The sequence below is a fragment of the Nostoc piscinale CENA21 genome, from assembly GCF_001298445.1.
Taxonomy (GTDB): domain Bacteria; phylum Cyanobacteriota; class Cyanobacteriia; order Cyanobacteriales; family Nostocaceae; genus Nostoc_B; species Nostoc_B piscinale_A.
Genome location: NZ_CP012036.1, coordinates 2,977,458 through 2,997,827 on the forward strand (window position 1 = coordinate 2,977,458; position 20,370 = coordinate 2,997,827).

Annotated in this window: 11 protein-coding genes and 2 pseudogenes; 5 read left to right on the forward strand and 8 right to left on the reverse strand. The window is 39.7% G+C overall.

Annotated elements, in window-relative coordinates:
* Positions 1-87: 87 nt before the first annotated feature.
* Both ACX27_RS12900 and ACX27_RS12905 read right to left on the reverse strand, forming a co-directional pair.
* Positions 88-3,472 (reverse strand): annotated as a pseudogene (locus ACX27_RS12900) (molecular chaperone).
* A gap of 278 nt (positions 3,473-3,750) precedes the next feature.
* Positions 3,751-6,306 (reverse strand): P-loop NTPase family protein, encoded by a 2,556-nt coding sequence (locus ACX27_RS12905; protein ID WP_062292936.1) that lies wholly within the window; start codon positions 6,304-6,306, stop codon positions 3,751-3,753.
* Positions 6,307-7,535: 1,229 nt separating this feature from the next.
* Here ACX27_RS12905 and ACX27_RS12910 point away from each other — a divergent pair.
* A complete protein-coding gene (locus tag ACX27_RS12910; protein ID WP_062292939.1) occupies positions 7,536-9,164 on the forward strand; it encodes an ATP-binding protein in 1,629 nt (542 codons plus the stop codon).
* Positions 9,165-9,204: 40 nt separating this feature from the next.
* Here ACX27_RS12910 and ACX27_RS12915 read toward each other — a convergent pair whose 3' ends face one another.
* From ACX27_RS12915 to nuoB, 4 genes are all read right to left on the reverse strand, one after another.
* The gene (locus ACX27_RS12915; RefSeq protein ID WP_062292942.1) at positions 9,205-10,581 is read right to left on the reverse strand and encodes a cytochrome P450; all 1,377 of its coding nucleotides are present in this window, start codon (positions 10,579-10,581) and stop codon (positions 9,205-9,207) included.
* A gap of 93 nt (positions 10,582-10,674) precedes the next feature.
* Positions 10,675-11,298: a Coq4 family protein gene (locus ACX27_RS12920; RefSeq protein ID WP_062292946.1), complete on the reverse strand. Its 624-nt coding sequence runs from the start codon at positions 11,296-11,298 to the stop codon at positions 10,675-10,677.
* Between the two features lie 63 nt (positions 11,299-11,361).
* The gene (locus ACX27_RS12925) at positions 11,362-11,793 is read right to left on the reverse strand and encodes a VOC family protein (protein ID WP_062292948.1); all 432 of its coding nucleotides are present in this window, start codon (positions 11,791-11,793) and stop codon (positions 11,362-11,364) included.
* Between the two features lie 90 nt (positions 11,794-11,883).
* Positions 11,884-12,585 (reverse strand): NADH-quinone oxidoreductase subunit NuoB, encoded by a 702-nt coding sequence (gene nuoB, locus ACX27_RS12930; protein ID WP_062292951.1) that lies wholly within the window; start codon positions 12,583-12,585, stop codon positions 11,884-11,886.
* Between the two features lie 230 nt (positions 12,586-12,815).
* Here nuoB and ACX27_RS33760 point away from each other — a divergent pair, with 230 nt between their 5' ends.
* Both ACX27_RS33760 and ACX27_RS12935 read left to right on the forward strand, forming a co-directional pair.
* On the forward strand, positions 12,816-13,877 hold the full coding sequence (locus tag ACX27_RS33760; protein ID WP_235526616.1) for an NB-ARC domain-containing protein: 1,062 nt from the start codon (positions 12,816-12,818) through the stop codon (positions 13,875-13,877).
* Between the two features lie 154 nt (positions 13,878-14,031).
* A complete protein-coding gene (locus tag ACX27_RS12935; protein WP_235526617.1) occupies positions 14,032-16,458 on the forward strand; it encodes a WD40 repeat domain-containing protein in 2,427 nt (808 codons plus the stop codon).
* 83 nt (positions 16,459-16,541) lie between these two features.
* On the opposite strand, the gene ACX27_RS12940 is transcribed toward ACX27_RS12935, so the two are convergent.
* Both ACX27_RS12940 and gloB read right to left on the reverse strand, forming a co-directional pair.
* Positions 16,542-17,639 carry a DUF2817 domain-containing protein gene (locus ACX27_RS12940; RefSeq protein WP_062292953.1) on the reverse strand — a complete coding sequence of 366 codons (1,098 nt, stop codon included), beginning with the start codon at positions 17,637-17,639 and terminating at the stop codon, positions 16,542-16,544.
* 59 nt (positions 17,640-17,698) lie between these two features.
* A complete protein-coding gene (gene gloB / locus ACX27_RS12945; RefSeq protein ID WP_062292956.1) occupies positions 17,699-18,472 on the reverse strand; it encodes a hydroxyacylglutathione hydrolase in 774 nt (257 codons plus the stop codon).
* 293 nt (positions 18,473-18,765) lie between these two features.
* Between gloB and ACX27_RS12950 the strand changes: the two genes are divergently transcribed.
* On the forward strand, positions 18,766-19,068 hold the full coding sequence (locus tag ACX27_RS12950; RefSeq protein ID WP_335337818.1) for a hypothetical protein: 303 nt from the start codon (positions 18,766-18,768) through the stop codon (positions 19,066-19,068).
* A 63-nt stretch (positions 19,069-19,131) separates the two neighbouring features.
* Positions 19,132-20,338: pseudogene (locus ACX27_RS12955) on the forward strand (glycosyltransferase family 4 protein).
* Positions 20,339-20,370 lie beyond the last annotated feature (32 nt).

The following is a 20,370-nucleotide window of genomic DNA, read 5'->3' on the forward strand; positions in this document are numbered from 1 at the left end:
TTTTAAAAGCAGAGGGACGCAAAGTTAAGCGCAGAGTTACGCGAAGAAAATTATTTACTTTGTGCCTTTGCGCGAAACAAATAATTATTAATGTATCCCACAGAAGGGATCGCGTTCTTTATCGACTTCGTTAGGTTGTAATTCTAATTCCGCGCGATAAACACAACCTTCTTGTTTTAAACATTCTTGACTTGTGGATGTCCAGTAGGGAACTTCGCCGGGGTGCATCCGCAAGATGCCTTTGTTGTCGAGAGTGACGCGATATTGGCAAGGGTAGTCTGTAGTGACGGATGGTTTACTGAGTGAACCGATACGTATCCATTTTTTTCTGTTAGTTTCAGTGTCGGTCTGATAAACGTAAAATGTGTGTTGTCCAGTGTAAGGAAAGGGTGGCAAGGCATTACTAATTAATCCGTTTCCTGGTTGGGGTAAACCATCACGGAGGTAATGAAATTCGTGCAGAGATTGGTTATCATTTGAATCAATTTCAAAGACTAAATGATAGGCATTGGGTTGATCTACTGTTGCTGATTCGATGACATTAACTGCAATATCACCATCATTTAAGTCTTTATTTGGTCGTTCTACGGCGATGTTCCATTTAAGTTTACCGTCGGCAAATAATGAGTTTTCGGAAGCTGCTAATATTGCGGAACCGACATCAATACCAGGAACATCGATTAAATAATGAGGATTTCCTTGACATAATAAAACACTAAATTGTAGAGTTTGGTCAATTTCAAATTGCACTTTAATTTTTTTGAGAAACTCTGCTTCTTCCATCCCTAATTTTTCCATAAGATGTTTACCGTCAAAGCTTCCCCATAGTCTTAAGTCCCCGTCTTCGTAATCTTGGCGATAAATAATATTAGTTAACTGTATACCTTGCCAAGCTGTACGCACTTTGGCGACTGTTTCCCAAGGTGCAATTTGATGAAGTTCTTGTCCTGCTTTGAAAATTGGTAGTAGTTCGTTACTTTGGGTTTTGCGTTTGAAGTTGCAAGGTAGGTAATAAAATAGATTTTTAACGTCTATTTCTAATTGATTCGCGCCTTTTTGTAGGAGTGCTTTCGATTCTTCGGGGTCAAATCTGAGTCGGCGTAATTTTTCGGCGTAACACGCACCTGCTGAGGTGGCGAGTTTAGTAAATTCTAAAACAAAGGTGATGCGTTCTGGGTTCCAAACGAAGTAGGGTGATTTGCTAAATTCTTGGTAAATATGGCGTTGTACTAAGTCGAGGTTGCAAGTTTTTCCTGAGAGAATTAACCAGTCAACTTTGTGGGTGTTCCAAGCATCGATGGTGTTATCTTCTGAACGTAGACGGCTTTCCATTAAGCCTTTAGCAATACCAATGGCTTCTTTTATTGCAGAGGTGGCGACACGTTCAAATTGTTGATTATCTAGGGTAACGGAAATATTATCTAGGTTATGAATTTGATATTTAATTGCGCTTTGGGTGAGAAGTTCGGCAATTTGTTGTTCAGAGATTGTAAAAGTTAAAAGTGAATTATCGGTTGGCAATTTTTGTCCGAGTTTGAGTTTGGCTGCTTCTGCATGATCCCAAAGTGTGTAGAAGGTTTGTAGGCGTTGGGGTGCTTGTTGCCAACGGGTTGGTAAGACTTTTTCGGCTGTATCTAAGGCATCTTTATAAGCTGTATCACCTTCGGGATTTTCTCTATCTAGGCATTTTAATAAGCTGCCTGTTTTGAATTTACCTTGGTCGATAAAACGCTCGTTTAATTCGGAACTAATTAAGTCTTCGAGTTTTTCACTGTCGATATCACCACGGGTAACTGCTGTTAAGAGAAAATCTGCGATCGCAACTTTTAATAACCTAAATACTCGCAAGGTAATTAATTCGCCACCGAGTTGTAAATGTCCTGATGAACCTAATAGTTTTGGCGTTAATTTATAATATCTGCCGCCTAAGCCTCGGTCTTCATTATTGGCAAAGAAGGGGGTTTTATCTTCTAAGGTTAATTCAATTAATGCTAAGTCTGTTGTGCCGCCACCGATATCTAAAACTAATACATTTTGTGACCATTTATTCCCATCGCGGCGACAACGGGTTTTAAAAGATTCAATGCCAATATTTAAATTACCACCAAATTCTCGCCATAAGAAAAATATCGCTACGGAAACAGCTTCATCATAAGCTGTTTGCACATCATCAATACCTAATTGTTCTACTAATTGCTTAACTTCTTTGCGAACTACTGGCGGTGCAACAGTGGGATAGGTAACAACGGCGGTTAACAGTTCACCTTCGGAAAATCTACGTCTAGCGCGTTGGCGATAATCTTCAGTTAAATCAATTAAATGCGCCCAAGCTGCTTGAATTAATTGGTTCACATTAATATTAATTTCGGTATCATTTAACATTACGGGGAATGTTTTATTTTGACCAAAATACCGCTTGGGTGAATGATGAAAACGGCTAATAATTTCTTTTAAAGAACTGCTAGTGCCTTGGGCGATCGCTTTTTTTTCGATTATCTCTTGCTTCTCGCCCCATTTTCAGTTTTAATACTTCTAAGTTGGAAATTTCTAACTCGCTGGGAATCTCGCTATCGCGGCGGTCAATATCCAAAACTACGGGGATTAAATTTTGCGATTCTAAGGTGGGGACGCGAAAAACTTCGTGATAGATTTGATATAGTTTTTTACTAGCGGCGCGTTGAAATTTTTCGCTATTGCCTAAAGATAACTCGATTTGGCGAATTGCTTCTAAAAATCTTTCTCTGTTATCACTTTCAAATATTTCGCCTAAACGGTTGGGTTCAATTTCTAAGTTTTTACTAATATCAATAATAAATTTTTGCCATTCAACTTCGCTGATATCTGGTAGTGCTTCGGAAGCGGGAGAATTGAGCCATTGCCAGAGGCGATCGCGCAATCTTAATTCCTGTTCTCGTGGTAAAATTTCGGCAATGGGAATTTCTATCGGATCGAACAAAGTCACGGTAGAATTCGACGTACCAAAGTCTAGAGCAAACCATCCCGGAAATCTTTTGACTGGTTGATAGCTAACAGGTTCTTCCGGTGAATTTGATAGTGACTCAGAATTCATAATTTGCGCTTCAGCAGTAGATGGTGTCCATAAATAACAAACAGCCTGAACTTGTTGCGGTTCAGATAATACTGGTTCCCCTGAAAAGTCGGAATCAAAATACTCAACAATGACTTGTAAAGTACAGTTGATTGGTTCTGTTAAAGGTTTCTCTAATTTACAAGGATATTGTTCTAATTGTCCGATTTGGGAAATTTTTGGAGTGACAGCATCAAAGGGTTTATATGCTTTTTGAATTTGAGTAGTTAATTCCCTGGGTGTACCTTTAACGGAAAAGTTTATCCGGGCAATGTGGGGTACATTATTACCAATAGCAACTAGTTGAATGGTGGGAAGTTCTAAATATTCGTTGTCGTTAACTTGGACTTGAAAGCGTGGAGGGAGGCGAATTTCTACTGGCATTTTTTAGTTCCTTTCTTTTATTTCGCGCAAAGGCGCAAAGGTATTAGTGTTTGGTAAATTAATTAAGATGTTGTAACTACTTCAAACTACCTATATTTTTTAAACGAACCGCAAAGAACGCAAAGGACACAAAGGAAAAGAAGATATGAGCTAGGTAATCAATTACTTATACCAATCTGGACGAAGATGCACAGAATCTTAAGAAACGAACCGCCAAGAGCGCCAAGAACGCCAAGAATCTAGAGTTTTATTTTGTGCAGCTTTACATTAAATTGGTATTAGTAACCAGGAATATCTAAATCAGAAGTGGTAGCGATTTCTGCGAGAATATTTAGCCAAGTGGGAATAGCAAGTTTTGGTGGTGAGTCGCCAGCCGCAAGATATCTCAGCAATGCTTCTTTTTTAGAAATATTTTGCAGTGTGGGAATAATTTGATCTAAAATGCCTTCTATTTCTGAGTTGACTTGTTGATTAACTTCACTCACATACTGCACTAAATGTAAGCTGGCGCTGGCGGTAATTTCATCACGCAAACGTAATACCAACATTTGATGATGGCTGGCTCTAGGTGAATTTTGATTTCTTTCTGGCGACCAATCAAATATTTGACCAATGTTGTGTTTTTCGTCTTGGCGTGCAAGAGGAAATATTACTTCGGGGGCAATTTCTTTGTCTTTACTATTCAGTTCTGCGAGGATAGCTTCTTTCCATTGATTAGGGTCGCATCCTAACAGTAATTTATAAAATAAGTCGGCTTCTTCTCCACCAAAACCAATTTCGATTTCTTGTTCCATTTCTGGGGAAAGAAGAGATTTAAGATAGTCCCGTGCTTCGGCTACTTGATTGGAGAGTTTATTTAATAAATCTACCACTGCTTGACGAATGCGATCGCGGGCAAATATCTCGACTTCTTGCACAGTTTTTTCAAAGGTGGGATAGAAGTCATCACTCTTAGTTGGCAAAGTATTATTAGTTCTATTTCCTCTTTCAAATAACTTGCCAGCTGCACCTTTAGTTTCTGCGATAGTAATAGCGCCATTGTTGGCTTTGTTAAACAATAAAGTCCACTGGTTCCAGTTGACAATTTTAAAGGTGAGTTCATCTTTAACTACTTCACTCACAACAGTTCCGCGACGGTCTTTGAGTGGTTCTTTGCCTAATTCTTTTTGGAAGTTGCGGTAGGTTTTATCTAAACTATCAATGGCATTCCGCAAATCAATTAAGGTGGGACTATCGAGAGTTGGTATACCTTGTTCGTGAATTTCGGCGATGAGATTTTTTAGGTTTTCTTGTTGTTGACGGAGACTTTCAGCCGCACGACGGGTATCTTCATACAGTTGCTTGAGTCCGTGCATAGCAACATGATTTTGAATTAACTCTCGCAGTTTGGCAATACCGCCATCTTGAGCAAAGTAACCTAATTGTCTCCCCAGTTGACTACGTGCATCTGAATCTAATAGTCTTTCGCTAAGACGAGTCCATTTTTGCTGTAACCGTTTTGAAGGTTCCAGGTAATTAGGATAATCTAAGTTGGATAAAAATTCTGGCGAACCAGCTTTGACACTACTGGAACGTTTGGCTAATTCCGCTAGTCCCAACAAGGGTGATAACAACACAATGCGGTCTTTTTGAGTGGTGAATGCACTCGCGCCATCGATAGTTGTTTGCAGAACTCTGAGTTTTTTGAGAACAGCATCCTCATATAAAGGTGTGTTGGCGGTGTTCTCAGCGATAAATTGGTCGAGTTCTCTCTCGCCGCCTTCACTTTCTAGGGGTAGCTGGTCAAAACGACCGACACCGACCAAAATCAAATCTTTCAGGTCTTGTCCCGGACGCTGTTGCTGCATCATGGTGAAAATTTTGTGAGCGCGATCGCTCCCCGGCGATTTACCATTGAGCAAGATTAAAATTGTCTGGACTTCCGCCAACTCTCGCAGCGATAAAAACGTATCCCTCGCGCCGGAGTTCGCCGCACCCAAACCTGGAAAATCTAACAAAATAAATTCAGAAGCATCGGTGACATCCCAAATTTCCCGCGAAATTTTCACTTCAATATCAACCCGACGAATTAAGGGAAAGCTATTTTGTAATAACTTTGATGCTAATTTCTGCGGTGGACTGGGTAAACGGATATGTGCTGGCGGTAAGTCTGTAAACCGGAAAGTTTGGATAGCCATTGGCTGTTCTGGCAGCTGTAAACCTTCCCGTGCTGTGGCATGATCAATTTGATAGCGTCCACCACACATCGCCTCACCATAAGAAGCATAAGCACGCACAAATAGCACCAACTCCCGCAGCAAATAGCGCAACTCTAAATTATTACTTTGGTTCCATGCTTGCTCGCACCAAGCCAGAATATCTTTACCAGAATTCAACTGCGCTAGTTGTACAGGTACAAGTCCGGCGGCGGCACAACGGCGACTCGCTTCTGCTAACATAAACCGCAAACACTCTTTCACCCCTTCGTGAGACAGATACTCCACCGTAAAATTCCCGACTTGGGTTGTGGCAAATTCATCTTGTGCGACGAGGTGAATGGCTGTAACATTGCCCGTAGTTGGGTTTTCGTTGACTGGTAAAGCATCGGCATAGCCAATTAAACTACCCAAAAGTAAAGTTTTACCACTGCTAAATTCTCCCATTACGCCAATTTTGACTGGTGAAGTGGCGAGTTCTATGGTTTTTTCCGCAGTTTCTCGCAAACGCGCCAGACATTCATCCAAACTTGCGGGAACCCAGTCTTCTTGTTGAGAAGGATACTGCGGGACAGAGTTAATTTTTTGCAGTATAAATTCACCGTATTCTTTAAAATATGCGAGTTTTTCTAGTTCCATAGAATAGTTACCTTTAAAAATAAAATTTATGTGAGTTTTATAACATAAAAGTTGCTAGCAGATGTTATGTTGCCTGGGATTTTAGTGAGTTATATCTGATTGAGGTCAACACAAGTAAATTTGGAAATCAAACCGGATGCCTATATTGATTGGGAATTGGGTAGCATTTAGGTATAACATTTCTCAAGCAAATAGATATTTATTCTATGTAAAAACTCAATTCCAGTAATTTTTAACCAAAATTTAACTTTTTTACCTATTGGACTAATATTTTGATGTTTGAAAAAAATCAAGGCTTCTTTTCTACTCCTATTCCTTACTCCCTAATCCCGTCCTACACAAGTACATTCGGAAATCAAAACAGATTCCTATAGATTCTCAGATGTATAAGTCGGGATGCACAACTTTGCACTTTAGCAAAATCACTTTTTGATAATTTTTGTATTATAAAAATGGTTCATATAATTATGGCAAAAATAAAGGTGGGATTAACACATACGGATAAATTTAGGTTTCAATCGTATAAAATATATTAAGTAAATAGCGAAAAATATTATTTCTAAAAATTAAATCTATTGAGTGAGGTTAAGATATAGACTAGATTAACAGCAGTTTCATAGCAGTGATTTTGATTTGGCTGCTGAGAACAAGCTATGTATTCTAGGAAACTTGTATATTGAGGTAGTTAAAAGTCACTCATTGTAATTATTAATATCAAAAAACTTTAATTTCTGTAAATCTCTAGCATCAAGTATCAGCTATTCTGAGTCTTGGCTTATTTTCATACAAATTTCAATTTTAATACTTAAAAGTTTAAGCATAATTGATTTTACTGCCCAAAAATCATGATAGATTTTATTTACTCAAAATTTTATTTAATCAACTTGATGACCATTCTCAAGATAGATGTTTTTCTGGGGTGATATTCAATAACATTAATATCGGCTAGGGTTGATGGTTTCAGTGCAGTCTATAAAATTCTAATATCATTGTTTTCTCAACAACTAAATATAGTTTTTGACGAGTTTTTTATAATATAAGTCTCCGCATAAGTAGGCAGGTAAAAGTGTTCTCTGAAAGGGTGCAGAAGTTAAATAATGATGAAAGCGCGAAAGTAGTACCGAAGCGCAGTAAAAAAAAATACGAGCGATCGCAAGTTAATTAACATAGCACGAGCCGCTGCTAATTATGAGCTAGAAGGTAAAATTGCCAATCAGTCAAATTCTCAGATGCAGGCAATTTTACAAAAGCTTGCAGATATCTACTTTCGCATTGATCCCCAAGGAATTATATTAGAATATCAATCAGAGAAAACCCATAATTTTATTAACCAAGCAAATATCGCTCCAGGTAAGCAATTATTAGAGTGCTTCCCAACATCTGTGGCTGTTCGCTTTCATCAAGCCATCAATCAAGTTCGGCAAACTCAATCTGTAGTTAGTTTTGCATATAGTTTGCATATAGGCAACAATAAAGCTCATTGTGAGGCTCAATTACTGCCCGTAGAATCAACCGAAATTATTGTGTTGCTGCGTGATATTACTCATATAGTCCAAGAAGCATTTATCGAGTGTGGTGATCATTTTAGGACTATTGTAGAAAATGCCAACAACATTATTTCTGCACTTACTCCTGAAGGTTTATTTTCTTATGTGTCTCCTAACTGGAGTGAAATTTTAGGGCATGAGGTGTCAGAAGTTGAAGGTCAGCCTTTCGCTTCTTTTTTACACTCCGAAGATTTGTCAGCTTGTACAGATTATTTCACCAAAGCTTTAATAACAGGTGAACAGCAAGACGCGATTGAATATCGTGTTAAACATAAAAATGGCACATGGCGGTGGCACAGTTGCTACTTATCAGCCATCAAAGATGCCAGTGGCAGTATTATTTACTTTGTTGGTATTTGTCACGATATCACAATCCGCAAACGCGAAGAAATCCGCAGACAGCGGATAGAAAAAGCTCTAAGAAAATCAGAAGCCAAGTTTCGCACCAAAACTCAGCAGTTAGAAGAGACACTGCGACGACTGCAACAAACCCAGTCTCAACTCATTCAATCAGAAAAAATGTCGAGTTTGGGACAATTGGTAGCGGGTATTGCCCACGAAATCAATAACCCGGTGAATTTCATTTATGGCAATGTTAAATATGCCAATGATTATGTACAGGATTTATTACATTTAATTGAAATTTATCAACAGCACTTTTCCCCCCGAACACCAGAAGCTCACCAAGAAATCTATACCATTGATTTAGATTTTATTCGTCATGATTTGCCTAAAGTTCTGGACTCGATGAATACTGGAGCCGAGCGTATTCGCCAAATTGTTTTATCTTTACGCAACTTCTCACGAGTTGACGAAGAAGGCATGAAATTGGTGAATATTCACGAAGGTATTGATAATGCCTTGTTACTTTTGCAAAATCGCCTGAAATCTCAACCAGAATCTATTGGAATTGAGGTGATTAAAGAGTATGGTGATTTGCCACAAGTCATGTGTCATCCTGGACAGATGAATCAGGTATTTATGAGCCTGTTAACAAATGCCATTGATGCTTTAGAAGAAGTTGCTATAACTCACCCACACATTCAGGTTCGTACTCAATTGCAAGCAGACGATCGCATCAAAATTAGTATTACAGACAATGGCCCCGGAATCAACTCAAAAATCCGCGATCGCATCTTTGACCCCTTCTTTACCACCAAACCTGTAGGCAAAGGTACAGGTATGGGCTTATCTATTAGCTATCAAATTATTGTCAAAAAACACCGTGGGGAATTATATTGCGTTTCCACACCAGGAGGAGGAACTGAGTTTGTCATTAGCATACCCACAAAAGTACTAGAAGAAGCTTAAATTAACATTTTTAACATTCTGACTCCCGAATTCTGGCAATTTAAAACTTATGCTTCACCATCAAACGCACGCCACCAGCAGGTGTGAATACTATGCCACGACGTACAGGTTTGAGGGGAGCTTTTTCTAACAGTTCTAATGAGTAGTGAGAGAGGATAGTCGTCAGCACTAATTTCATTTCAAATAAAGCAAACGCCATACCTAAACAGCGACGATTTCCGCCACCAAAAGGCAAAAATTCATAAGGAGAAAATTGGCGTTCGAGAAAACGTTCTGGTCGAAAACGCTCAGGTTCTGGGTAAATATCTGGACGATGGTGAGTTGAATAAATACAAGCAGAGATTGTCATGCCTTTGGGTAAATCGTAACCCATCAATTGCATCGGAGCTTGTAAAATCCGCGGCAAACAAAAGAAAACAATTGGATAAATTCGCAGTGTCTCGGAACAGACCGCATTGAGATATGGCAGTTGCGCGATAGTTGTGGGGTCTGCATTTGCAATATCAATAGAGTTGAGTTCTTGCAGCAGTTTTTCGCGGACTTCTGGTTGATAATGAATCCAATATAAAGCCCAAGCTAATGCGATCGCAGTAGTTTCATGACCAGCAAACAACATTGTCATCAACTCATCACGTAATTCTACATCACTCATGGGTTGATTATTATCATCGCGTGCCGACAAAAGCAAACTCAAGATATCTTCACCTTGAGATTCTGGTTGCTGGCGACGTTCTCGAATTTCTTGATAAATTAGCTCATCAAGCTGCTTTCTGCGGCGAATAAATTTACCCCAAGGACTCCAAGTGCCTAAATCTTTTTGTAATGATGAGAAAAATAAGAAAACAGCACTTAAAGGTTGATTGAAAGTATCCAACATCTCAATTAAAATGCGTTGAATTTGTTGGTAACGTTCGCCTTCTGTTAGTCCAAAAACAGTACGTAAAATCACCTTCAAAGAAATTTCTTGCATACTCGGACGAGCGAGAAATGCTTGTCCAATTTGCCATTGACTTGTGACTTGAGTTGCAATTTCACAAATCGAATTACCATAGGCTTTCATCCTTTCTCCATGAAAAGGTGGCATTAAAAGTTTACGCTGTTGTAAGTGGCGATCGCCATCTAGTAAAACTAATGAATTGCTGCCCAATAAAGGTTGAACAATTCTACCTCCTGAGCCAGTTTCAAATAACTTAGCATCAGCCGTAAACAATTCTTGAATTGCTTGCGGATGACTAATAATAACTTGTGAAGGCAATCCTAAAAATCTAGAAATAAAAATATCTCCATATTTTTTCTGATGCCAGTCTAGATTTTCAAGTGGTTGGAGAATCGCCCTTGCTGTCTGATACCATGCAGGCTCAATTACTTGTGGTGGTAGTTGATAACTGGTTTGGGAATTTTCTTGGAGAGTAATCATTTGTTATGCTCCTTGTTAGGAAGTTGGTAACGCAAATGAGTATGAGGTAAGCGCAAACTGATGCAGATTTTGATGCTGATGTAGTGCTAATAATCAGGTTTGTTGTTTGGTCAATGCTACTGGTATTCCTAGATTTTTCCGTAATTCATCAATGGGTTCTAACCAATGTTCTTCAAAGCGATAGGCTAGCAGAAAATCTGCGGTTTTTCCTAATTCTTTTCCTTTTTTTAAGTTAGCGAAAATTTCTCTGACTTGTTGGGGTGCCAGAATTGGATAGAGAAACTTTGCTAACCATAAGCTGATTTTTAGGGAATTACTATAATTTTGTGCGGCAGCGAAGGCTAACACACCAATTTCTCCGGCGTAGGTAGTATCAAAGCCAAGTAATACATGAAAAATATCGTGGGTGACAACATAGCGCAAAGCAAATACATTACGTTTTGCCACATCATCTAGTCCGGAACTAATGTTGAGTGGTTGAAGATGATTAGTTTGCATGTGTTCGGCATATTCTCGTCCAAAAGAACATGGAGGATATTGATTTAATTGTTCTAGATTAATTGGAGGATAATAGCCAATTACTGTTTGTAATTTAGAGGCGATTTCTGGGTTAACTTCTGCACCAAAAACATCAGACTTAAGAATAGCAAAATTGCCTAAATTTCCTGAATTTTTGTAATCCAAAATAGCTTGAAATTGTTGATTTTTTTTGAGCATATATATAACTAAAGTTTTTGTGATTGGTCACTATTAAATGCCAGAATTTATAATAGCGATCGCTCATCCTAATTCTCGTTGTTGTGCTTGGGCGATTGTAAAATTAACTTCTTGACCATAAGCAACCTCAAGTTGATAACCATCAGGGTCACGGATAAAAGCCCAGTAACCCACAGGCGCACCATAGTCATGTGGCCCTTCTTTTAATAAACCTTCTGATTTTGCTTGCTGACACAGATAATCTACTTCTTCACGGCTTTTACAAGCTACACCAATATGAAATCCCGATGAAGGTTGGCATTGTGATTTATCTAATTGCAGTAGCACAATCACAAATGGTCGAGTTAAATCACTAATCCAAGCAACTTCAAAATTATTACTTTCATCAGTGCGGCGATGCACCACTTTCATACCAGCATACTTCTGATAAAAAGTAATGCTTTTATTGATGTCGGTTACTCCAAGTGCAATATGAGTCAAGCCAATATCTGCCATGAATGCTTCCCTGAACGCATCAAAAATATCTTTTATCTTTATGATATTGCGAGTGCTGAGTTTCGATTTCTGATACTAAAATCTCGCTTTCTAACTCCTAACTTCAGACTCCCGATTAACTTCTGGCAGCGTTAAGGGTAATTCTAATCCTGTCGTCTGAACAATTTCCTGGGGTGGAGTTTCGCGGGTGGCACTTCTGAGGTATTCTCCATCCAGAATAGGCTCAACTACCTTCATTTGATGACGGATGCTGTAGAAACGGTGAGTTTGTTGAGTTTGCTGGCGTTCTTGGATGCTTTCATTAGCAATTTTCTTCCGCAGTTTGATGATGGCATCAATGACCGCTTCTGGTCTGGGAGGACATCCGGGAATATAAACATCCACTGGGATTAACTTATCCACACCGCGAACTGCTGAGGGAGAGTCAACACTAAACATTCCACCTGTAATTGTGCAAGCTCCCATAGCAATTACATATTTTGGCTCTGGCATTTGCTCGTAAAGTCGCACCAAATTCGGTGCATACTTCATTGTGATTGTACCTGCGGTAATCAACAAATCAGCTTGACGGGGAGTAGCACGGGGAATCATGCCAAATCGCTCCATATCGAAGCGAGATGCGTAAGCTGCCATAAACTCCATGAAGCAACAGGCTGTACCAAACATCATCGGATATAAACTGGACATTTTCGCCCAGTTATATAAATCATCTAAGGTTGTGAGGATGAAATTTTCGGATAGATTTTGTGTAACTGTGGGACGCTCGACAGGATTGATGATTGAATTTGTCATAGGATGAGACTCCCGAACAATACTAGATATTTATGCCGCAGAAATGCTGGCTAATAAATTTAATTTCTTGATAACTAAAGTGTCGTTTGAGTTACAAAACAGTACCAGTAAAGATAAAGGTGTTAAGGTACTAACTTAGCTTTGTTAAGTTAGCGAAAATTGATAAGCGATCGCTAACTAGCTTAAAACCAGTAAAATTATTCTGAATTGAGCGTTAGTCTTGTAATCCGATGGAATTGCACAAGCAAAGACGCAAGCGAGGTATGATTCTCAGTCTCCCAGGAATCCAAAAGCTTCTGGAGGCTAGACACCAACTGGAAATTTTAGAAAACGATGGAGCTAAGTTCACCCTCGAAGAACTCAGCTACCGCACTCAATTGGCTCCTTTTACAGTTTCTAAAGTGTTGGCGCGAACCGAAGGCGTTGACAAGCAAACTCTAGAATACTTTTTTCGAGCCTTTGGTCTAGAGTTGACTGCTAATGATTATGTCAGAGCAGGAGAAGAACATATTAATCAAAACTCAGCACTCAGCGAGAAGTTGCGTGCGGAGAGAACTTGCGTGCGCGGGTTCCCCGCGTTGAGCAAAGTTCGGAGGGTTCCCCCCGTTGAGCAAACTTCGGTGACTCAGCACTCAGCACTCAAAACTGACTGGGGTGAAGCAGTTGATGTCTCAATTTTCTTTGGTCGCACAGAGGAAGTTAGCAAGTTAGAGTATTGGATTATTCATGACCATTGTCGGCTAATAGCACTGCTGGGGATGGGAGGAATTGGTAAAACTTCCCTGGCGGTGAAATTAGCACAGCAAATGCAAGAGCAGTTTGAGTTTGTTGTTTGGCGCAGTCTCCGCAACAGTCCACCGTTAGGGGAATTTTTAGCAAACTTACTGCAATTTTTTGCTAGTGGACAACCAGTAAAGTTATCGGAAAATGTTGGTGATTTAATTTCGCAATTTATGGTGCATTTAAGAGCGCACCGTTGTTTAGTTATCTTAGATAACTTTGAATCTATTTTAGCGAGTGGCGATCGCACTGGCCGTTACCAACCGGGATACGAAGATTACGGACATCTCCTCAAACAGATAGGTGAGACATTCCATCAAAGTTGTGTGGTGCTGACGAGTCGAGAGAAACCCCAAGAAGTCATCGCCTTAGAAGGGGAAACTTTGCCTGTACGCTCCTGGCAGCTTACAGGATTATGTGCGATCGCTGCTTTACAATTAATCAGAACTAAAAGTTTTTTTTTGCGGTTCCGATACAGACTGGCAAAACCTGATTCAACATTATGCAGGTAATCCTCTCGCTCTCAAAATTATTGCTACCACCATTCAAGATTTATTCGATGGCAATATTATCGAATTTTTCGCCCAAGGCTCTACTGTTTTTGGAACTATTTACGACTTATTAAACCAACAATTTCATCGACTTTCCCCACTAGAAAAATATTTAATGTATTGGCTGGCGATTAACCGCGAACCTGTAACTTTAACCCAATTACGCAGCGATTTAGTCTTACCAGTCTCAGCAATGAAACTATTAGAAGCGTTAGATTCTCTTAGTCGGCGCAGTTTAATTGAAAAAAAGTCAATTTCCGAAGCACCCGTTCACTTCACACTGCAACCAGTGGTGATGGAATATGTTACAGAACAATTAATTCAGCAAGTTTGTGCAGAAATTATTGCAGATACACAGCCACATATCATATTTAATAGTCACGCTTTAATTAAAGCAACTGCTAAAGATTACATCAGAGTTACTCAAACTAAACTTATTCTTCAGCCTATAGTTGAACATCTCCTGCATCAGCTACGTACCAAACAATCAATTGCAACTCACCTGACGCAGATTTTGCAACAATTAAGTCATCACGAACCAGGATATGCAGGCGGAAATATTCTGAATCTTTTGTGTTACCTGCAAACTGATTTAACTGGCTATAACTTTTCTTATCTCACGATTTGGCAAGCATATCTTCAAGATACTCCTCTGAAGAAAGTTAATTTTGCTTATGCTGATTTATCTAAATCTGTCTTTGCCAAAACTTTTACGACTATTATTGCTACAGCATTTAGCCCTGATGGTAAAACTCTAGCAACTGGTCATTTCAATGGTGCTTTTATTATTTGGGATGTTGCTAGTGGTCAACAATTAATCGAATGTCACGGACATACAGGTTTTGTTTGGTCTACTACTTTTAGCCCTGATGGTAATACTTTAGCCACTGCCGGACAAGACGAAATCATTAATTTATGGAATGTTAAAACCGGACAATGTTTGCAAACTTTCGTAGGTCATACAAGCGGTGTTGTTTGTGTGAGATTTGGTGACGAAAATACATTAATTAGCAGTAGCACAGATTTTACCATCAGACTTTGGGATATCAACCAAGGGCAATGTATTCAAATCTTAGAAGGACACACTAGCAGAGTTTGGTCTGTAGCTTATCAAGGGAGGATTTTGGCGAGTGGAAGTGAAGATAAAACTATCAAGTTATGGGATTTAACTACAGGTTCTTGCATTAAAACATTAAAAGGACATACTGACTGGATTAAATCGGTTGCTTTTAGTGCATCGGGAATATTAGCCAGTGGGAGTTTAGACAAAACCATTCGGCTTTGGGATGTAGAACAAGGTGAATGTATCGGCGTTTTAGCAGGACATATTAATGGGATACTAGCGATCGCCTTTGTCGATGAAACTGATATCTTAGCTAGTTGTAGTATTGATTGCACGATTCGCCTTTGGGACATTAATACCCAACAATGTCTCAAAACCTTGCAAGGTCATGCTAACTCGATTGATGCGATCGCTGTTAATCCTCAAGGAACTTTACTCGCTACTGGTGCTGATGATTTTTCTCTGCGGTTGTGGGATATCACCACGGGAGAGTGTTTCCGCATCTTCAAAGGCCGGAATAACTGGGTTAAATCAGTAGCATGGAATCCAGTTTCCGCAATTATCGCCACTGGTAATGAAGACCGCACAGTTAGGTTATGGACACCAGATGGTGAATGCCGCATATTATACGGACATACAGATTTAATTTTTGAAGTTGATTTTTCTCCTAATGGTTGGATTGTAGCCAGTGCCAGCGCCGACGGTACAATTCGGTTATGGGATGTCGCCACTGGTCAGTGTATTAAAATCATTCAAGGGCATAACGGTATGGTGACAGGCATAGCCTTTAGTCCTGATGGTCAGCTATTAGCCAGCGCCAGCTATGACAACACAAGTAAATTATGGGATGTCGCCACCGGACAATTAATAGAGAGTTTCCCTGTACACTTGGGGATGTCTGTAGCCTTCAGTCCTGATGGCACAAAGTTAGCATTTGGTGGTTTTGATGACACCGTCAGACTTTGGGATATCAAAACGCGAAAATGCGATCGCACCTTCACCGGACACCGCAATTGGGTGTGGTGGGTAGCTTTTAGTCCTGATGGCCAAACTTTAGCCACTGGTAGTAGTGTAGAACGCATCATCAGGCTATGGGATATAGAAACAGGTGAATGTCGGCAGATTCTCCAAGGACATCAAGATATGTTGTGGGCGATCGCATTTAGTCCTGATGGTAGTACCCTAGCTAGTACCAGTAGTGACGGTACAATCAAACTTTGGGATGTTGTAGCAGGTACTTGCATCGCCACTCTAGAAGGACATCATTCCTGGGTGATGTGCGCTACCTTTAGTCCAGACGGTAACATCTTAGTGGCGGGAGATGGTTATGCAGCCATTAAGCTTTGGGATATGACCACAAAACAGTGTATTAAAACCCTAACGGCTGAACAAATCTACGAAGCCATGAATATTCAAGGAGTTACAGGTTTGACGGAAGCGCAGAAATCAGCGTTGTTAACTTTGGGTGCTAACTCATAGATTCTCTTTGCGCCTCTGCGACTCTGCGTGAACCTTTATAGGTTTGGAGGATAGCCGAGGTAAACGCAAAGCTACGCAGAGTTTTAAATCACTTCGGTAGGAAAGCAAACCTCAATCGCTTTTTCTATTAAATCAAGACCTTTACAAACTACAGTATTCCGCCAAGTAATATCTGTGGGTGTAAACACTTCTTCTAATCGTTGGCGCGTCCATATTCTTGAGGCGTGTTCGGGAGAGGAATAAAAATGAGCGCGATTTTCTGCCCTTAAAGCTTCTACTACTTGAATAACTGGGTAAGTACCAAATTCAGCGGTGAGAAATTTGTAATCACATTGGGGAAACATCGCTTGACACCAAGTTCCTAAACCCCCACGAACTTTATACATTTTTCCATCTGGTTGATAGGGTTCTACGACATCAGCACCAAACTTTTCGATTAACCACTGGGCTGATTCTGAATCTGGGGGATCATCAATAAACAGTTTATAAGTTGCTTTTTTACCCAAGCCTGTGTGTAAATCAATATGCAAAACGTTTTTAGCATCGTCAATCCATCGCGGAAGATTAGCTGCTAAGATTTCATAAGTTTTAGATGGTCTGTGTCCACCAAAAAATAGTCCTTGGGGATAGTCGTATTGACCTACAGGTAAAGTATTTATTAAAGAAGTAATGCCGTGACGGAAAATAGTCGCGATCGCTTTCATCAAAAACGGTTCAAAAGCCGATGGTGGTGAAGTAGGGTTAAAGAAGCTATTCAATTCCTCGTACTTTTCAGGACTACCTGTATATTCCTCATTTGGTAGCAGAAAATTACGGTTGAGGTCGATATTATCCTCATTCCAACGCCGTCCCCAAGCAAAACCATAAGGATTTAAAGCGTGTAACAACACCAAAGCAGTTCCTGGGCTGGGACACCAACCAATTAAACGTTCTTCTAACAAAGCACATTGAACAGCAGAACCAAAAAAACCCTCCACCCCATGCAAGCCACTAGAAACAACCAAAATTTGCTCAGGTTGAGAATTTCCTAATATCCCCACATCAATAGTTAAGTCTTCCTCATCTGGGCCTGTTTGGTCAATAGAATATGTTTCTAATTGACAACCCAAAGCCTGCGCCGCCGCACAGAAACGATATCGTGCAGCAGCGTAGTTTGGACTAAAAGCAGAAGCGTAAGACATGGGAAGTGGGGGGACAAGGAGGATAAGGAAGACAAGGGAGAAGAGTTAATGACTACTAGCTAAAACCTATCTTTCATTCCGCGAATGCGGGCGAATGTTTGCACTGCATCGTTACTTTTGGCAGCTGCTTGTAGAGATGGTTGTTCCCAACGCAAAAAAGGATTGGTGCGCTTTTCTACTCCCAGCAGAGAGGGGACGGTGGCTTTACCTTGATCGCGAAAAGTTTTGACTTCTGCGTAGCGTTGTTGTAAGTCAGTATTCTCACCATCTACAGTCAAGGCAAATTGTAAATTTTTTAAGGTGTATTCGTGGGCGCACCAGACACGGGTATTATCTGGCAGGGAACGAATTTTTTCTAAGGATGAGACCATTTGTGTAGGTGAGCCTTCAAATAAGCGACCACAACCACCAGCAAATAAAGTATCCCCACAAAATAAATCTCCCGGTTCGTCTGCTGTTTGGGGTGGAAAGTAATAAGCAATATGGGCGCGAGTATGGCCGGGAACAAAGATGACTTCCGCAATGCGATCGCCAAAAGAAACGCGATCGCCTTGTTGTAGAAATACCTGCTGTCCGGGAATTCTCCCTTTATCCTCAGCCCCGCCATACACTGTGAGTTTCGGGAAGCGTTGCATTAACTGTTGATTGCCCCCTACATGATCATGATGATGGTGAGTATTAAAAATAGCGACTAACTCAGCATTCAGTTCTGCAAGTTTGTGCAGCACTGGTTCGGCCTCGGCTGGATCGACAACTGCGGCAATATTTTCTTGACTATTGTGCAGTAAGAATATGTAGTTATCTGAGAGTGCCTCAAGACGGAATACCCGCATTTCCTCTTAACTTCCTGAAATAATTAATTCTTGGTACTTTTTGAGATACTGTAACCTTTTGATTTTATTTATTCTAGCGGGTAAATCGCATGAGCTATATTCATCTACAACCGTGCTTATACTGAAAACATCGTAAAAACTCCTAAAAAACTGTGATTTTTCTCAGTAAAAATCCTCTGGGAGTATCAGTAAGTCCAAAGTTAGATTGATTGTATTCTTTTTAGTTCTAAAAATCGCTAAAAAGACCGTTATCAACGGGTGTACATATTTGCTATTGACTACCGAAATTAATCTTGAGCTGGGGTGCATTTACCTATACTTCAGTGAACAAATACACCCGTGATTTTTTGGATTTTTCAGGAGAAATAATGAGCGATCGCCCGTCTATCTACATTAATGTTGATAGTCAATCAGAAATTGCTATTAAAAAAATAGTAGACAAGATCATTTCGTCAGGAAAGATGAGCCGTCAAGACCATACATTGCTGCTTTCTCATGTATTTGCGAATGGTCAGTTCAGCGATAGAGTACGCCGCCAGATTAACCGTATACTAGACGAGATTCAAACAGGGCAGTTAAAATTTATGAACTGGTAGCCTCTGGTTTAGCAGAGCATTGAACATTGCATATTTCGCTGAAAAAGATTACCAATATAATATATTGTGAGTAAGCAACCAAGCAAAAATAAATTAAAAATATCAATTCTTGTCAGTGACCTCTCAGGTGCTGGAGCAGGAAGATGGGGAGGTGGAGGCGTTCGTTCTTTTTTATTAGCTCAAGCACTGCAAAAACTTGATTATCAAGTGGAAATTATCGGATTTAATTTCGGTGACGAGCCAGCAGTAATATCTCAAGCGGAAATTTTAGTTAGTCATGTTATTGGTTATAACTATCCACAATTTATTCAATCAGCATATCAACTTCTAAAAAAAACTAGATGGTGATATTATTTATGCTATGCGACCGAAGCCCACCACTTTCGGTTTAGCTTTGCTGCAAAAATTAAGTACTCATCGACCAGTAATTTTAGATATAGATGATTGGGAATTAAGTTGGCATGGAGGTGAAAAATGGCAATATCTCCCTTCAGCCAAGCAGTTTTTACGAGATATTCTCAAAAAAGATGGTGCTTTAAGATATCCAGATCATCCGCTCTATTTAAAGACAGTTGAAGGTATGGCAAATAAAGCCGATGTGATTACAGTTCATACTCAATTTTTAAGAGAGCGATTTGGTGGTGTTTACTTGCCCAATGGAAAAGATACGAATCTGTTTAATCCCAGTCTTTATGATCCTGAAGAAAGTAGGGCGCTTTATGGACTTTCTGACTATCGAGTATTAATGTTTCCTGGTGCGCCTAGACCATACAAAGGTGTTGAAGATGTATTGATAGCATTAGAAAAATTGAATGAGCCTGATTTAAGGCTAGTAATTGTTGGCGGTAGTCCCTATGATGATTATGATGCTCAACTTATGGAAAAATGGGGGCGTTGGATTATTAAGTTACCAAAATATCCTTCTAGCCAAATGCCTAAAATTGTTGCCGCAGCTCACGTTATAGTTGTCCCGCAGAGAAATACGCCAGCTGCTCTAGCTCAATTTCCATTGAAGTTGACAGATGGTATGGCAATGGCAAAACCAATATTGGCGACTAAAGTCGGGGATATTCCCGAAATTTTAGGAGAAAACGGTTACTTAGTTGAATCTAGTTCTCCTGAACAAATAGCTGAAAAAATTCAAGAAATATTTCTGCATTTAGATGATGCTAATGAAAAAGGAAAGATGGCTAGAAAAAGATGTATTGAATATTATAGCCTTGATACTATGGTTAAAATTTTATCGCAAATTTTTTATAATTTTGTATAAAAATATTTTACTAAATATTGGAATATTTTAAT

What these genes read in the sequence shown, in the direction of transcription:
- ACX27_RS12905 (WP_062292936.1), bottom strand. Translation starts at nt 6,306, where the DNA reads ATGGAACTAGAAAAACTCGCATATTTTAAAGAATACGGTGAATTTATA.
- ACX27_RS12910 (WP_062292939.1), top strand. Translation starts at nt 7,536, where the DNA reads ATGCAGGCAATTTTACAAAAGCTTGCAGATATCTACTTTCGCATTGAT.
- ACX27_RS12915 (WP_062292942.1), bottom strand. Translation starts at nt 10,581, where the DNA reads ATGATTACTCTCCAAGAAAATTCCCAAACCAGTTATCAACTACCACCA.
- ACX27_RS12920 (WP_062292946.1), bottom strand. Translation starts at nt 11,298, where the DNA reads ATGCTCAAAAAAAATCAACAATTTCAAGCTATTTTGGATTACAAAAAT.
- ACX27_RS12925 (WP_062292948.1), bottom strand. Translation starts at nt 11,793, where the DNA reads ATGGCAGATATTGGCTTGACTCATATTGCACTTGGAGTAACCGACATC.
- nuoB (WP_062292951.1), bottom strand. Translation starts at nt 12,585, where the DNA reads ATGACAAATTCAATCATCAATCCTGTCGAGCGTCCCACAGTTACACAA.
- ACX27_RS33760 (WP_235526616.1), top strand. Translation starts at nt 12,816, where the DNA reads ATGGAATTGCACAAGCAAAGACGCAAGCGAGGTATGATTCTCAGTCTC.
- ACX27_RS12935 (WP_235526617.1), top strand. Translation starts at nt 14,032, where the DNA reads ATGTATTGGCTGGCGATTAACCGCGAACCTGTAACTTTAACCCAATTA.
- ACX27_RS12940 (WP_062292953.1), bottom strand. Translation starts at nt 17,639, where the DNA reads ATGTCTTACGCTTCTGCTTTTAGTCCAAACTACGCTGCTGCACGATAT.
- gloB (WP_062292956.1), bottom strand. Translation starts at nt 18,472, where the DNA reads ATGCGGGTATTCCGTCTTGAGGCACTCTCAGATAACTACATATTCTTA.